Source organism: Lichenibacterium ramalinae (genome assembly GCF_004137085.1).
Lineage (GTDB): Bacteria > Pseudomonadota > Alphaproteobacteria > Rhizobiales > Beijerinckiaceae > Lichenihabitans > Lichenihabitans ramalinae.
Genome location: NZ_QYBC01000001.1, coordinates 374,752 through 390,068 on the forward strand (window position 1 = coordinate 374,752; position 15,317 = coordinate 390,068).

A 15,317-nucleotide genomic window follows, 5' to 3' on the forward strand; every position below is an offset into this window, starting at 1 on the left:
GTCAGCTCAAGGCATATTCGATCAGGCGGGCCAGGGTCATCTGCCCACCCGCGATCTGCGGCAACGGCGTGAAGCCGCGGTTGCTGTGGAGAAAGGACGACTTGTCCATCCAGAGCAGGCCGAGCAGTGTTTCGCAGATGATGCGGCTGCCGACGGGGCCGAGATGCTGCCCGCCGAAGCCGATCATCGGATCGTCCGGACGATGCTTCACTCCGTAGTATTCCGCCTCGCGCAGGATGTAGAACCACAGCGGGCAGTTGCCGGCCAGGACGCAGCCGTTGTCCATGCCCCAGTCCTCGAACACCTTGGCGCGGGCATCGGTCGTGGTCTGGACGTCCGCCTTGGCTTCGGCGTCGAGCTTGGCGCTGTCGAGGAGGCGCGAGCCGGCGCTCCAGATGATCTCGTCCGTCAGCGGCAGCACGCCCAGGAGCTTGGCGACCGCCTGGCCGGAGGGCAGGCCGAGGGTCTGCCCGCGCTCCAGATTGCGGAAGGCGAGGTTGCCCACCATCGTCGAGAGCTTGGCCGGCGTATCGGTGTCCTTGAAGAACTCCGGCAGGTCCTGCAACGGCCCGGTCAGCAGGGCGTCGATGCGATACGACGGCTGCGGCACCTTCATGCCGCCCGCCGCCGCCCCGGGTCCGGCGGGAAGGTCGAGGAAGAAGCCGAAGTCCAGCCCCCAGACATCGGCCAACGGCCCCGGAAAGCCGTTGAGATTGTGAGTAAGGTCGGTCTCGTCGCGGGTGAAGGTCGGGATGCGCGTCTTGGGCTCGGGTGGCACCCCCTTGGCGGTCGTCACGACGCTGTTCAGCGAATAGCTCGGCCGGATCATGGAATGGCCGAAGCGGAAGGCCGCGCCTGCGAACTCGATCGGCATGTAGGCGAACTTCGCCTCGGTCTTGAGGTAGTTGGGCAGGCGCGGCATCTCGCCGAAGTTCAAGACTTCGGTGAGGATGCCGGGCAGGCAGATGTGCCGCAGGTAATCGAACACCACGACATATTGGTAGTGCCAGCGAACGATGTTGGCGGCCGTGCGGAAACGGCTGCCCTTGACCGCCGGGTCGAAGCCGAAGCTGGTCAGCATGGCGGTGTCGGCCGCGACCTTGTTGTGGAACTGGATCATGGCGCCGTGGAACTGCGAGACGATCTTGTTCTCGTCGTTGCGCTTGTCGCCCAGGATCGGCGTGCCGTCGGGCAACCGCGGCAGGTCGGCCTTGGTGCCCGTCACGGCATCGGCATGGCCGGGAACGCGGCCCACCCGCAGGCTGAACCCGTCCTTCTCGTACATGTACGGCTGATCGTCCGGACCCCGGCCATACATGTTGTCGAGGTCGAGGGCGGGCGAGCGGAAGTCGACGAGGGCGCCCACATCGACCGCACTCGTGTTGAACGGTGTCGGGTCGAAGGTGATGTCGTGGTCGATGAACTGCCCGAAGTAGGTATAGCCCGCAGGGATCGACGGATTCTCGTCGATCGGCTCCAGATCCGTGATGGGGGCGCCGATGTCGGGTTTGATCATCGCCGTCGCGAGGGCCATCAGCGCCTCCTGGGGCAGCTTCTGGGCCGAGGGTGCATCGAACATCGCCCCGTAGCGGCCGTAGGCGACGCCGGGATTGGCACCCGCCACGAAGCCTCGATTGTCGTTGCCGTGAGAACTCTTCAATGCAGGTATTGTGAAATCGGTCATGTGACGACCCGATAGATCAGGTGGTCAAAAAAATGGTGCGGACCGGTCCCGGCCCGTCCGTTACGCCGCTCTGTTCGAATAAAATCGAAGCAGGTCGTCCGATCACCGATCGGATCCATGGCGGGCTGATTTGGCAAAGATGCTGAAATTTTTCAGAAAGATAGAAGGAAGCGCAATTCGACCGACGGCGATTTTGACCTATCGGTGCGGTACGTCGGACAGATCCGACCAGATCGCCAGGCCAAATGGGCCGGGGAAATACATTGGCGATCTCGAACGAACGCTAGGATCGAATGGGCGCCCGTGTCAATGGCTTTGTGCCCGTCGTCGAGGCCAGCCTGCTCACCGCTTCGGGGATCGCGGCCGATGCTGTCCGGTCGGCGGTCGTCCATCCCCGCCTCCGCACCGCGCTCCCGGAACCGGCCTCCTCCCGTCCGCCCCACCGCCCGGCCGGGGCCGTGTTGCCGAAGGGCGGGCTCGGGCGTTAGACCACGGCGGCGGCCGGATTCGGCGCGACGCCGCGAGTTGTTCGGAAAGGACCCGAGCCCATGGTCTATGTGATCGCGACACTGCACATCCATCCCGAGAAGCGCGCGGACTTCCTCGAAGACGCCCGCACCGTGATCGCCCACACCGTCAAGGAGGAGGGATGCCTCTCCTATGACCTCACCAGTTCCATCACCGAGCCGAACGAGTTCGTCTTCGTGGAGCGCTGGGCGTCGCGCGAGGCGCTGGCCGCCCATTTCGACACGCCGCACCTCCAGGACTGGCGCCGCGTCTCGGCGGACTACCTCGCGGACCGCAAGGTCGAGGTGGTGCATGCCGCCCGCGTCGAAGAGCTTTGAGCCGACCGACGCCTCCCCTGCAGCCCGTGCCCTCGAGGACCAGCCCTTGATCCGCGCCACCACAGTCCTGCCCCGCGGCCACTGGCCCGAGGACCACGCCGCCGCGGCCGTCGCCGACACCGTCGTGCTCGACTTCGACGACCGTCACCGCCGCCGCATCGCCATGACGGGCACGGGCGGGCTCGCCTTCCTGCTCGACCTCGACGAGGCGGTGGCGCTGCGCGGCGGCGACGGCCTCGTGCTCGACGACGGCCGCGTCGTCGAGGTCGTGGCCGCCCCCGAGGCGCTGATCGAGGTGCGGGGCCGCACGCCGGGGGACCTCGTGCGCCTCGCCTGGCACATCGGCAACCGGCACCTGTCGGCCCAGGTCATGTCCAACGCGCTGCGGCTGCGCGGCGACCACGTCATCGAGGACATGCTGCGCGGCCTCGGCGCCGCCGTGGTGGCCATCGAGGCGCCCTTCGATCCCGAAGGCGGCGCCTATGCGGGCGCGGGCCACGGCACGGTCGACCACCACAAGCACGGCGACGGACCCAAGGACGATCGCAAGAAGCACGGCAAGCACGACCACAAGCACGACAAGCACGATCACAAGGCCGAGAAGCACGGCCACGACCACCGGCACGGCGACGGGCACCGCCACAAGGACGACAAGGCGGGCCATGCCGAGCCCGGCCCCGAGGACGGCAAGGACGACCACAAGCACAAGCACGGTCACAAGCACGACCACGACCACAAGCACGACCACAAGCACGACCACAAGCACGACCATTGACGCCCCCCGACGCGGGCCCCTCCCCGCTGGAGCTCTTCGCCTGGCTGTCGCCGGCCTTCCCGGTCGGCGCCTTCGCCTATTCCCACGGGCTCGAGAGCGCGGTCGACGCCGGGCTGGTGCACGATGCCGCGACGCTGGAAGGCTGGCTCGGCGACCTGCTCGGCCACGGCTCGGCCCGGCAGGACGGCGTGCTGGCGGCCGAAGCCTGGCGGCTCGCCGCCGCTCCCCGGCCGCGTCACGACCTGCTCGGGGACCTCAGCGACCTCGCCCTCGCGCTGGCGCCGGGGCGGGAGCGGCGGCTCGAGACGGGCGGCACCGGCCGCGCCTTCGCCGAGGCCATCCGGGCCTCCTGGCCGGGGGCCGCCTGCCCGGGCCTGCCGGCCGAGGGCGACGTGGCCTATCCGGTGGCCTTCGGCGCCGCGGCCGGCACGGCGGGGCTGGCCCTCGTCCCCAGCCTGGAAGCTTTGGCGCTGGCCTTCGTGGGCAACCTCGTCTCGGCGGCGGTGCGGCTCGGCCCCATCGGGCAGACCGACGGGCAGCGCGTCACGGCGGCGCTGCTGCCCCGGGCCCGGGCGCTCGGCGGCTGGGCGGCGGGCTCGACGCTCGACGATCTCGGCGGCTGTGCCCTAAGGTCGGACATCGCCGCCCTGCAGCACGAAACCCTGTATTCGAGGTTGTTCCGCTCATGACGTCACATCGCGGCCCGCTCCGGGTGGGCATCGGCGGTCCCGTCGGCTCCGGCAAGACCGCCCTGATGGAGCAGCTCTGCCGCCGCCTGCGCGGCCTGCACGAGATCGCCGCCATCACCAACGACATCTACACCAAGGAGGATGCCGAGATCCTGGCGCGGGCCGAAGCGCTGCCGCTGGAGCGCATCATCGGCGTCGAGACCGGCGGCTGCCCCCACACGGCCATCCGCGAGGACGCCTCGATCAACCTCGCGGCGGTCGACGACCTCAACCGGCGCTTCCCGGCGCTGGAGCTGATCCTGATCGAATCGGGCGGCGACAACCTGGCCGCCACGTTCTCGCCCGAACTCGCCGACCTCACCATCTACGTCATCGACGTGTCGGGCGGCGACAAGATCCCCCGCAAGGGCGGCCCCGGCATCACGCGGTCGGACCTGCTCGTCATCAACAAGACCGACCTCGCCCCCCATGTCGGCGCCTCGCTCGACGTGATGGAGCGGGACACGCTGCGGATGCGCCGCGGCAAGCCCTTCGTCTTCTCCAACATGAAGTCGGGCGAGGGCGTCGACACCGTGATGGCGTTCATCCGCACCAAGGGCGGCCTCGGCGCCTGAGGCGCCGCGGCTGAGGAACAGCGAAGCCTCTTTGAATCGGCCCGGGCTTGTCGGATAAGAAGCGCCGGCGCGCGTCGCCGCGGTGTCGCCGCGGTCCTCCTCGGGAAAGAAGCAGAATGGCTTTCAACGGTATCCTTCGCCGGCTGGCGCTGATGGCGGCCGTGGCGGGCGGTCTCGCGGCGGCATCGCCCCCGGTTCTCGCCCAGACCACGCCGGCGACGCCGGCCGCCCCCACGCCGGCCACGCCTGCGCCCCCGGCGCCGGTCCCGGCTCCCGCCACCCCGGCTCCCGCCATCTCGGCCCCGTCCACCCCGGCGCCTGCCGCCACCCCGCCGACCGCCGCCGCGCCCACGCCGGCGGCGCCCGACACCGCGGCGACGCCCGCACCCGCGGCCCCCGACGCCGGCGCCGCGCCAGCCTCGCCGCCCGACACGTCCATCAGCCAGACCATGACGCTGCAGCCCCACCCGGTGCTGCAGCTGAGCGGCCAGTCCACCTGGGACGACGGCTTCAAGACGCTGAACGACAGCTTCACCAAGCTCAACGAGGCGCTGGCCAAGGCCAAGATGCAGCCGACGGGCCACCCCATGGCGGTCTTCACCGAGACCGACGATGCCGGGTTCAAGTTCACCGCCATGGTGCCGGTGGCGGGCGACCCCGGCGCCAAGCCCGCCGACATGGCGGCCGACCTGTCCTTCGGCCAGTCGCCCGGCGGCAAGGTGATGAAGTTCCAGCACCGCAGCGCCTACGACGACATCGACTCCACCTACGAGGCCATCACGGCCTATCTCGACGAGAAGGGCCTTGAGGCGAAGAACATGTTCGCCGAGGAGTACCTCAACCGCACCAAGAGCTCGGACGACAACACGCTCGAGGTGGACATCTACGTCTTCCTGAAGTGACGCGGGCGGGCCTGCCGGGGGCTGCCCGGCAGACGGGCACGGCGCGGCGAGGCGCGGCGGCGGCCCTCCTCCTGCTGCTGCTGCCCCTCGCCGGCTGTTCGGGCCTGCCGGACGCCGGCGGGGGGCCCGGCATCGTCGGTGCCGGTTCCCTGCCGGTCGACGTCGACGCGGCCCGCCGGGCCATCGCGCTCTACCGCGAGGCCCACGGCCTCGGCGCCGTGGAGGTCGACCCCGCGCTGAACCGCGTCGCCCAGCGGCAGGCCGACGCCATGGCGCGGGCCGACACGCTGAGCCACACGCTGGCGGGCGACCTGTCGGCGCGGGTGGCGGCCGAAGGACTGCGCCGCGGCGCCGAGGCCGAGAACGTTTCGGCCGGCTACCCGAGCTTCGCGCGCGCGCTGCTCGGCTGGCAGCACTCGCCCGGCCACGACGCCAACCTGCTCTTCCGCCCCATCCGCCGCATCGGCATCGCGGCGGCGAGTGCCCCGGGCACCCGGTTCAAGACCTACTGGGCGCTGGTGATGACGGATTGAGGGAGGAGCGCGGCATGCGCGGCTTGGGGCTGCTCGGGGGCATGAGCTGGGAAAGCACGGCCCTCTACTACCGACTGCTGAACGAGGGCGTGCGGGAGCGCCGGGGCGGTCTCCATTCCGCCCCCCTGCTCCTGTGGTCCTTCGACTTCGCCGGGATCGCGGCCCGGCAGGCGGCCGGCGCCTGGGACGAACTCGGCGAGGAGCTCGGCGAGGCCGGGCGGCGTCTCGCGGCGGCGGGCGCCGAGGCCCTGCTGCTCTGCACCAACACCATGCATCGCGTCCACGGCGCCATCGAGGCCCGGGCCGGCGTGCCGGTGCTCCATATCGCGGATGCGGCCGGACGGGCGCTGCGCGAGGCCGGATGCCGCCGCCCGGCCTTCCTCGGCACGCGGTTCTCGATGGAGCAGGACTTCTACACCGGCCGCCTCGCCGAGCGGCACGGCATCCATGCCCTCGTGCCCGGCGCGCAGGACCGCGCCACCGTGCACGACGTGATCTACGGCGAGCTCTGCCGCGGCATCGTCCGGCCCGAGTCGAAGCGAGCCTACCTCGACGTCGTGGGGCGGATGGCGGGCGAGGGCGCGGACGGCGTCATCCTGGGCTGCACCGAGATCACCATGCTCATCGGTCAGGCCGACATGGCGCTGCCGGTCTTCGACACCACCGCCCTCCACGCCGCCGCCGGCGTCGCCTTCATGCTCGGGGAGCCGGGGGCCGCCTGACCCCGGCGCCGGGACGCGTCACGGCACCCCGGTCAGCACCTGGCGGGCGAGCGCCAGGGCCAGGATCGCCATGGTGAGGGCGACGGCGCCGTCGAGCAGGCGCCAAGCCACGGGCCTGCGGAACAGCGGGGCGAGCAGGCGCGCGCCGTAGCCGAGCGCGACGAACCAGGAGGCGCTGGCCAGCGAGGCGCCGAGCAGGAAGCCGGGCCGCTCCCCCGCCGCGAGGGCCGCGCTGACCGACCCCAGCAGCAGCACGGTGTCGAGGTAGACGTGAGGGTTCAGCAGCGTGAAGCCGGCGGCCCGGCCGAGCGTCGCGCGGAGCGGCACGGCGCCGCCGGCGCTCTCCGCCACCAGCGTTCCGGGCCGCAGCGATCGCCGCAGCGCGGCGACCGCGTACCAGCCGAGGAAAGCCGCGCCGCCGGCCGTCAGCGCCGCGCTGAGCCCCGGCACGCGCCCGACCGCCGCGCCGAGCCCCGCCACCCCCGCCGCCATGAGCGTGACGTCGGCCGCGATGCAGAACAGCACCACGGCCCCGACGTGCTCGCCGCGCAGGCCCTGCCGCAGCACGAAGGTGTTCTGCGCCCCCACCGCCACGATGAGGGAAGCCATGAGGGCGAAACCGCCGGCGACGGGGGACAAGCTGGACATGGCGCTGTCGTGCCGCGCCCTATCGGTGTAGGCCAGCTCAATCGCCTTAACGCGATGAAGCGGAGCTAAGGCCATGCTGGACTATGCCGCCCTGGCGGCGCTGGCCGCCGTCGTCCGGGACGGCAGCTTCGAGCGGGCGGCGGGCACGCTCGGCGTGACGCCCTCGGCGGTGTCGCAGCGCGTGCGGGCGCTGGAGGAGCGCGTCGGCACCGTGCTGGTGCGGCGCGGCCAGCCCTGCCTCGCCACGGCGGCGGGCGCGCAGCTCTGCGCCCATGTCGATCGCGTGCGGCTGCTGGAGGGCGAGGTCGCGACGCTGCTGCCGGGCCTCGCCGGCGCCGGCCAGGACGGGCCGCTCACGCTGCGCGTCGCCGTCAACGCCGACAGCCTCGGCACCTGGTTCATGCCGGCGGCGGCGGGCTTCGCGCGCGACACCGGGGCGCTGCTCGACCTGGTGCTGGATGCCGAGGAGCACACGGCCGAACGGCTGCGCAGCGGCGAGGTGCTGGCGGCCGTCACGGCGGATCCCGTGCCGGTGCCGGGCTGCCGCACCCGCCCGCTCGGCGCCCTCCGTTACGCCGCGACGGCGAGCCCGGACGGCCGGCGGGCCTGGTTCCCGCAGGGCCCGACCCCGGCGGCGCTCGCGGCCGCGCCGGTGCTGCGCTTCGACCGGCGCGACCGGCTGCAGGGCCTTTGGGCGCGCGAGGTTGCGGGGGTGGACCTGTCGGCGCCGACCCATTGGCTCCCCGCCACCCAGGGCTTCGTCGACGCCTGCCTGGCGGGGCTCGGCTGGGGCCTCAACCCGCTCGCCCTCGTCGAGGCGCATCTCGCCGCCGGGCGCCTCGTCGAAGTGGCGCCGGGCCGGCGCCTCGACGTGCCGCTGCATTGGCAGTTCGCCCGCATCGGCGCCCGGGTCCTGGCCGACCTCACCCGCGCCGTGGTGGCGGCGGCGCGGACCAGCCTGGTGCAGCCCGGCGGCGCGACCGGGGGCTGAACCGGCGCGCCGCCCCCCGGGCAGCCCGGCTCCGGCGGCCGCCCTTGTCCCCCGGCCCCGCGCGTGCCACCTGTTTTCCACCATGCTGCCATTCGCCAAGATGAACGGAGCCGGCAATTCCATCCTGGTGGTGGACGAGCGCGGCCGCACCCCGGCCCTCACCGGACCCATGGCCCGCGCCCTGTGCCACGGCCCGCTCGCCTTCGAGCAGATGATGGTGCTGTCCGACCCCGCGTCGCCCGGCGTCGACGCCGCGGTCCGCATCTTCAACACGGACGGGTCGCGGGCGGGCGCCTGCGGCAACGGCACGCGCTGCGTCGGCTGGTTCATGGCCGAGACGGGCGCCGGCCCGGACGTCAGCCTCGACGTCGACGGCACCGCCGTGTCGTGCCACCGCGACGGCCCCCTCGCCTTCACGGTCGACATGGGGGCACCGCATTTCGGCTGGCGCGACATCCCGCTGCGCGAGGCCGCCGACACGCTGCAGGTCGACCTCGGCGACGCCCTCGACGGCACGGGCCTGCAGGCCCCGGCCGCCGTCAGCATGGGCAATCCGCACCTCGTCTTCTTCGTGGTCGACGCCGCCGCCATCGACCTGCCGGCGCTGGGGCCGCGCTTCGAGCGCCACCCGATGCTGCCCGACCGTGCCAACGTCTCGTTTGCCGAGGTGCGGGGCCAGGACGAGATCGTGCTGCGCGTGTGGGAACGCGGCGCCGGGGCGACGCTGGCCTGCGGCTCCGCCGCCTGTGCCACGCTGGCGGCCGCCGCGCTGCGCGGCCTGACGCGCCGGACCGCGCAGGTCCACCTGCCCGGCGGGGTCCTGCGCATCGCCTGGCGCGCCGACGGCCACATCGTGATGACGGGGCCGGTCGCGCTCGAGCACCGCGGCCGGCTCGACCCGGCCACCGGCGCCATCGCGCCGTGGTGAGCGGGGAGGAGCCCGGCGGCATCGAGGTGCTGACGCTGGGCTGCCGGCTGAACATCGTGGAATCCGAGGCCATGCGGGCCGCCGCCGCGGCCGCCGGCCACCGCGACCTCGTCGTGGTCAACTCCTGCGCCGTCACGGCCGAAGCGGTGCGCCAGACCCGGCAGGCGATCCGCGGCGCGGCGCGGCGGCGGCCCGGGGCCGAGATCGTGGTGACGGGCTGTGCCGCCGCGGTCGATCCCGGCATCGCCGCCATGCCCGAGGTGAGCCGCACCCTCCCCAACATCGGCAAGGCCGCGCCCGAAGCCTGGGCCAGGCCGGGCCTGCCGGCGCCCGCCGCGCCGTCGCCCCCCGGCTTCGGACCCGGGGCGGCGGGCGGCCACACCCGGGGCTTCGTCGAGATCCAGAACGGCTGCGACCACCGCTGCACCTTCTGCATCATCCCCTTCGGCCGGGGCGCCTCGCGCGCGACCCCGCCCGAGCGCGTCGTCGCCGAGGTGCGCCGGCTGGTGGCGGCGGGGGCCGCCGAAGTCGTCCTGACGGGCGTCGACGTCACCTCCTTCGCGGCGCCGGACGGCAGCCGCCTCGGCGGGCTGCTGAAGCGCGTGCTGCGGGACGTGCCGGAGTTGGCGCGCCTGCGCCTGTCCTCCATCGACTGCATCGAGGCCGACCCCGACCTCCTGGACGTGGTGGCGGGGGAGCCCCGCTTCATGCCCCACCTCCACCTGTCGCTGCAGCACGGCGCGGACCTGATCCTGAAGCGCATGAAGCGCCGCCATTCGCGGGCCGAGGCGGTGGCCTTCTGCGCCGCGGTGCGCCGGCTGCGCCCCGGCCTCGCCCTCGGCGCCGACCTCATCGCGGGCTTTCCCACCGAGACCGAGGCGGAAGCCGCGCAATCCTTGGCGCTGGTGGAGGATTGCGGCATCGCCCACCTCCACGTCTTCCCCTATTCGGCCCGGCCCGGCACGCCGGCCGCCCGCATGCCCGCGGTGCCGGGCGACCGCGTCAAGGCCCGGGCGGCGGCGCTGCGGGCCGCGGGCGCGGCGGCGCTGGCCCGCCACCTCGACGGCCATGTCGGCCGGCGGCTCCCGGTGCTGGCCGAGCGGGGCGGCCGCGGCCGGACGGAGGACTTCTCGCCCGTCCGCCTCGGCGAGGGCGTCGCGCCCGGCCGCATCGTGGAGGTCGCCATCGCGGGCCACGACGGGCGGGAGCTGCGCGCCGAAGCGTGACGCGGGGCCGGAGGCCCGGCGTCACCCGTCGATCAGCGCCATCCGGTTCACGTCCACCATGCCACGGTCGCTGATCTTGAGGTGCGGGATCACCGGCAGGGGCAGGAACGCCACCTGGAGGAAGGGCTCGGCCAGGGTCACGCCGAGCGTCCGGGCGGCGATGCGCAGCGGCAGCAGCGCCGCATGCACGTCCTCGTGCGACCTGTCGCTCATCAGCCCCGCCACCGGCAGCGGCAGGTCGGCGATGACGACGCCGCGTTCCACGACGGCGAAGCCGCCCCCGATGGTGCCGAGGTGGTTCACGGCCGCCGCCATGTCGGCATCGTCGACCCCCACCACGCAGATATTGTGGCTGTCGTGGCCGATGGAGGAAGCGATAGCGCCGCGCTTCATGCCGAAGCCCTGGACGAAGCCCCGCCCGATGTTGCCGTTGCGGCCGTGCCGCTCCACCACGCAGACCTTGGCGACGTCCCGCGCGGGGTCGGCCCGCACGGTGCCGTCGGTCTCCGGCAGGTCGTGGGTCAGGTGCTCGGTGATGATCCGCCCCGGCACGACGCCGATGACGGGCCGGCCCCGCCCCGAGCCGGACACGGCGAAGTCCGCCGCCGCGACCGGCCGCGCCATCATGCTGTCGCGGCCGATGGGCGGCACGGTGCCGCGCGCCGCGAAGAGGGCCTCGTCGACGACCCGCCCGGCGCACACGACGGTCGACACCGAGCAGCTCTCGAGCGCGTCGATCAGCGCGATGTCGGCGCGGTAGCCCGGCGCGATCATGCCCCGGTCGATCAACCCGAAGGCCCGGGCCGCCGTCAGCGTGGCCGAACGGTAGGCGGCGAGCGGCGGCACGCCCGCCGCGATCGCCATGCGGACGATGCCGTCGATGTGGCCCTCCTCGGCGACGTCGAGCGGGTTGCGATCATCGGTGCAGAAACACAGGAACGGCGATGTTTCGAGCGTCAGCAGCGGCGCCAGGGCGGCGAGGTCCTTCGACACCGAGCCCTCGCGGATCAGCACCACCATGCCCTTGCGGATCTTCTCCAGCGCTTCCTCGGCGCCGGTCGCCTCGTGGTCGGTGCGGATGCCCGCCGCCGCATAGCCGTTGAGGTCGAGGCCGCGGAGGAGCGGCGCATGCCCGTCGACGTGCCCGCCCGCGAAACCCGCGAGCTTGGCGAGGCAGGCCGGGTCGGCGGCGAGCACGCCCGGGAAGTTCATGAATTCGGCGAGGCCGATCACCTTGGGGTGGGCGGCGTAGCGGGCGAGGTCCTCGGCGCCGATCTCCGCCCCCGACGTCTCCAGCGCCGTGGCGGGGACGCAGGAGGACAGCTGCACGCGGAGGTCCATGACGGTGCGGTCGGCGCAGGCGAGGAAATAGTCGAAGGCCGCGGTGCCGAGCACGTTGGCAATCTCGTGCGGGTCGCAGATCGCCGTGGTGACGCCGTGCGGCAGGACGCAGCGGTCGAACTCCAGCGGGGTGACGAGCGAGGATTCGACGTGGAGGTGGGTGTCGATGAAGCCCGGGACGGCGATGCGCCCCGCCCCTTCCACCACCCGCCGCCCCTCGTAGCGCCCATAGGTGCCCACCACGGTCTCGCCCGCGACGGCGATGTCGGTCGGCACGAGGGCGCCGGTCACGAGGTCGAGCAGCCGGACATCCCGGATCACGAGGTCGGCGGGCTCGTGCCCCCGTCCCTGCGCGATCCTCCGGGCGAGTGTTGCGGTCGAAACCGTCATGCCGGGCTCTCCTCACGTTGCAGTGCAGCATGGGACAGGGCGACGGCAGGGGCAAGCGCGGGCCCGAGCCCGTCAGGGCATCGGGGCCGTCACCGCCCGCTCCCGCGCAGGATCGTGCCGAGCGGGATGGAATCGGCCACCGCGGCATAGCCGGCATCGTCGAGATGGATGTGGTCGCCGCCGTCGTAGGCGGGCAGGAGGCGGTGGGGCGCCCCGGGGTCGCGCACCACGGCATCGAAGTCGAAGACCGCGTCGTAGCTGCCCGACCCGCGGATCCAGGCGTTCACCTTCTGGCGCAGCGCCTCCCTGGCGGGCGAGAAGTAGCCCGCCCCGGTTCCGGCGAAGGGTGTCAGGGTGGCGCCGAAGACTTTGACGCCGTGCTCGTGCGCCTGGAGGATCACCTGGCCGTAGGCGGCGATGAGTTCGTCCGCCGTGTCGCCCGCGTCGGGCGGGTAGATGATATCGTTGATCCCCTCGAACACGATGAGCCAGTGCACGCCGGGCCGGCCGAGAACGTCGCGGGACAGGCGCGCGAGGGCGCTGGGACCGCCGAGCGAGAAGGCACCGCCGGACAGGATGCCGTTGCCGATGATCCCGGCGTTGATGGCGCCCACCCGGCCCTGGCTGGCCCACAACAGCCGTTCGGCCAGGCGGTCGGGATAGCGACGCTCGGCGTCGCTGGTGGAGAAGAGCCCGTCGGTGATCGAATCGCCGAGGCAGGCCACGGCACCGGCCGCCTGGATGCCGACCTCCACGGAGATCCCCCCGAGAGTGAAGCCCGACGAGGTCGCCACCGCGCCCGCCATGACGGCCTCGCCGGCCCTGTCGCCCGGCGCGACGTAGTTGGTCTCGGAGGCGAGAAGGTGGCCGACCTGGTGCCGGCTCGCCGTCTCGGCATAGGTCGAGACGGCGAGGCGCGACAGCGGCTGCAGCGGCATGTCGACGGCATCCGACAGGATGCCGGCGCCGGGCGCCACCGTGATGGACGAGCCTCCGTTGAACGTGACGACGTGGTCGCTGCCGGAGAGGACCGACCCCGGCGCCGAACCCGCCAGCCCTACGTGGGCATCGAGGATGCGCAGCGGCGCCGTGCCGGTCTCGTTCGAGACGCGCAGGCGAAACCGGCTGCCGCCGACCGAGATGCGGGCGAACTGCCGGACCGTGCTGCCCGAGACGCTCGCGCCCTGGAGATTGGCGATCGAGGACTCCCAGGACGCGACCGACTGCGCCCGCGCCGCCCCGGGCACGGCCGAGCTACAGACCCCCAGCACGGACGCCAACAGCGCGGCCGAGGCCGCACGCCGCGGCATCGGGCCGACTCTCGGCCCGCTCATGTTCGACACCAGACTGCTCCCCGGGACGGACCCGTCGAAGACCTGTCCGGCCTCTCGATCCGGCGGAGCCTTGCCGGCAGGAAGCGGAGTTTTCTAGTGTGGGGATGCCACAGGTCTGGCCGGATGGCGCCGTCCCAGGCGATTTTCCCCACTTGAGGACCGGCACGGGCTGGCCGTCACGGGGCGGCGGCGGTCTCCAGGGTCGCGGGCTCGGTCCCTGAGACGAGCCGCGGCGTGTCGGCGCCGGCGGGCATCCGGAGATGATCCACGGCGCCGCCGCGGCTCATGGGTTCCGCCGGGGTCGTCCATTCGAAGGCATCGATCCGCCCCGTCGCGGGCGACACCGGCGCCCAATGGTCCGACACGACGCCGTCCGCCACCCAGGCCGGGTCCTGCGGCGCGCGCTGGGCCCGCTGCAGCCACTCGAACAGCGTGCCGGTCTCGCCGTGCTCGGCTTCCTCGATCTCGGCCATCATGCGGCACACCTTCACGGTGGGCCGGGCGCCGTCGCCGCCCTCGACCAACGGCTTCAGCGTGTCCCGGGCGCGCTCGAACTCGCGCGCCTCGAGCGCGGCCCGGGCGACCGCCATGAGGCTTTCGGGGTCGCGCGGGGCGATGCGGGCCAGGGTCTCGGCCCGGGTCAGCCGGTCGGCGGCGGAGTCGCCGGCCCGGAGGTTGAGATAGGCGTCGACGAGGTCCGGGTGGGGGGTCGCCGAATAGGCGGTCTCGATGAGCTTGGAGGCGCGGCGGATGTCGCCCTTGCGGGTCAGCAGCTTGCCGGCGAGGGCGGCGGCCGGCACGAGGGTCGGGGCGATTTTCAGGGCATCGCGGACGAGGCTCAGGGCTTCGTCGGGATCGCGCTCCGCGAGGTCGCTCGCCATCGCCGTGGTGAGCACGGCCCGCTGGCGGTTGGCGGTGGCGCGATCGATGATGCGACCGCCGGCGTTCCGTTCCACGGCCGACAGCGCCCCGGCCCAGTCCCCGTTGCCGGCGCGATGTTCCAGCACGGCCTCGCCGGCCCAGGGCAGGGTCGCGGTCTTCAGGGCTTCCTCGGCATAGGCGTAGGCGGCCTCGGGATCGTTGCGGCGCAGCGCCTCGATGTGCAGGCCGCGCAGCCCGAGCGCACGCGTTTCGGGGTGATCGAGCATCTCGGCGAAGTTCTTCTCCGCCGCGCCGGGGTCGCCCGCCATCTGGGCCGCCTGGGCCTTGAGCAGCAGGACCATGGGTTCCCGCTTGAGGTAGCGGTCGGATTCGGCGGCGTAGCGCAAGGCCGCGGCCTGATCGCCGGTGCCGACCGCCACGAGCCCGCGGGACAGCGCCGTCATGCCGCGCTGCCGCCGGCGCGAACGCGACGCGCCCGACAGGAGGGAGGGCACCCGAAACACGAAGAGGATGAGGCTCCACACGATGGCGACGACGGCCGCCGCGACCAGCAGCGCGATGGCGCCCACCAGCGTCGAAGTCTCGATCTCGCGCCCGCCGAAGGTGATCAGCACGGTGCCGGGATGGTCGGCCATCCAGACCACGCCGAGCGCGACGAGCACCACGACGGCGAAATAGATCAGCACGCGTATCATGGATCGCCCACCTTCATCGGATCGGTCTCGTGCCGCGGCCCCGGGAACGGGGCGCGGGAATCGTGGCGGAGTCGGCCCGCCGCCCACCGCGGGACAGGCCCGGCCGCGCGTTCGGGGC

Annotated in this window: 15 protein-coding genes; 10 read left to right on the forward strand and 5 right to left on the reverse strand. The window is 72.8% G+C overall.

Annotated features, from left to right (window positions below):
* Position 1: 1 nt before the first annotated feature.
* Positions 2–1,684, reverse strand: coding sequence for a peroxidase family protein (locus D3272_RS01710; protein WP_129217334.1), 1,683 nt, complete (start codon positions 1,682–1,684; stop codon positions 2–4).
* Between the two features lie 548 nt (positions 1,685–2,232).
* On the opposite strand from D3272_RS01710, the gene D3272_RS01715 reads away from it, so the two are divergent.
* The 7 genes from D3272_RS01715 to D3272_RS01745 all read left to right on the forward strand — a co-directional run bounded on the left by D3272_RS01715 (position 2,233) and on the right by D3272_RS01745 (position 6,764).
* Positions 2,233–2,529, forward strand: coding sequence for a putative quinol monooxygenase (locus D3272_RS01715; protein WP_129217335.1), 297 nt, complete (start codon positions 2,233–2,235; stop codon positions 2,527–2,529).
* A gap of 46 nt (positions 2,530–2,575) precedes the next feature.
* Complete coding sequence (locus D3272_RS01720) at positions 2,576–3,304, forward strand: urease accessory protein UreE (protein ID WP_129217458.1); 729 nt, start codon at positions 2,576–2,578, stop codon at positions 3,302–3,304.
* Positions 3,301–3,993, forward strand: coding sequence for an urease accessory protein UreF (locus D3272_RS01725; protein WP_129217336.1), 693 nt, complete (start codon positions 3,301–3,303; stop codon positions 3,991–3,993). Before D3272_RS01720 ends, D3272_RS01725 begins: the two co-directional genes overlap by 4 nt.
* A complete protein-coding gene (gene ureG, locus D3272_RS01730; RefSeq protein WP_129217337.1) occupies positions 3,990–4,607 on the forward strand; it encodes an urease accessory protein UreG in 618 nt (205 codons plus the stop codon). Before D3272_RS01725 ends, ureG begins: the two co-directional genes overlap by 4 nt.
* Before the next feature lie 116 nt (positions 4,608–4,723).
* Positions 4,724–5,509 (forward strand): GyrI-like domain-containing protein, encoded by a 786-nt coding sequence (locus D3272_RS01735; RefSeq protein WP_129217338.1) that lies wholly within the window; start codon positions 4,724–4,726, stop codon positions 5,507–5,509.
* Entirely contained in the window at positions 5,506–6,042 is a 537-nt protein-coding gene (locus tag D3272_RS01740; protein ID WP_245496322.1) for a CAP domain-containing protein, read from the forward strand. Before D3272_RS01735 ends, D3272_RS01740 begins: the two co-directional genes overlap by 4 nt.
* 14 nt (positions 6,043–6,056) lie before the next feature.
* On the forward strand, positions 6,057–6,764 hold the full coding sequence (locus D3272_RS01745) for an aspartate/glutamate racemase family protein (RefSeq protein ID WP_129217339.1): 708 nt from the start codon (positions 6,057–6,059) through the stop codon (positions 6,762–6,764).
* A gap of 18 nt (positions 6,765–6,782) precedes the next feature.
* Here D3272_RS01745 and D3272_RS01750 read toward each other — a convergent pair whose 3' ends face one another.
* Positions 6,783–7,412, reverse strand: a complete 630-nt coding sequence (locus D3272_RS01750; RefSeq protein WP_129217340.1) for a LysE/ArgO family amino acid transporter — start codon at positions 7,410–7,412, stop codon at positions 6,783–6,785.
* Positions 7,413–7,485: 73 nt separating this feature from the next.
* Between D3272_RS01750 and D3272_RS01755 the strand changes: the two genes are divergently transcribed.
* The 3 genes from D3272_RS01755 to D3272_RS01765 all read left to right on the forward strand — a co-directional run bounded on the left by D3272_RS01755 (position 7,486) and on the right by D3272_RS01765 (position 10,557).
* Positions 7,486–8,403, forward strand: a complete 918-nt coding sequence (locus D3272_RS01755; protein WP_129217341.1) for a LysR family transcriptional regulator ArgP — start codon at positions 7,486–7,488, stop codon at positions 8,401–8,403.
* 82 nt (positions 8,404–8,485) lie between these two features.
* Positions 8,486–9,331 (forward strand): diaminopimelate epimerase, encoded by an 846-nt coding sequence (dapF, locus tag D3272_RS01760; protein ID WP_129217342.1) that lies wholly within the window; start codon positions 8,486–8,488, stop codon positions 9,329–9,331.
* A complete protein-coding gene (locus D3272_RS01765) occupies positions 9,325–10,557 on the forward strand; it encodes a MiaB/RimO family radical SAM methylthiotransferase (protein WP_281010577.1) in 1,233 nt (410 codons plus the stop codon). Before dapF ends, D3272_RS01765 begins: the two co-directional genes overlap by 7 nt.
* A 21-nt stretch (positions 10,558–10,578) precedes the next feature.
* Here D3272_RS01765 and ade read toward each other — a convergent pair whose 3' ends face one another.
* The 3 genes from ade to D3272_RS01780 all read right to left on the reverse strand — a co-directional run bounded on the left by ade (position 10,579) and on the right by D3272_RS01780 (position 15,199).
* Complete coding sequence (gene ade / locus D3272_RS01770) at positions 10,579–12,288, reverse strand: adenine deaminase (protein WP_129217343.1); 1,710 nt, start codon at positions 12,286–12,288, stop codon at positions 10,579–10,581.
* Between the two features lie 89 nt (positions 12,289–12,377).
* A complete protein-coding gene (locus D3272_RS01775) occupies positions 12,378–13,622 on the reverse strand; it encodes an SGNH/GDSL hydrolase family protein (RefSeq protein ID WP_129217344.1) in 1,245 nt (414 codons plus the stop codon).
* A gap of 176 nt (positions 13,623–13,798) precedes the next feature.
* Positions 13,799–15,199, reverse strand: a complete 1,401-nt coding sequence (locus D3272_RS01780; protein ID WP_165361171.1) for a heme biosynthesis protein HemY — start codon at positions 15,197–15,199, stop codon at positions 13,799–13,801.
* Positions 15,200–15,317: the final 118 nt, after the last annotated feature.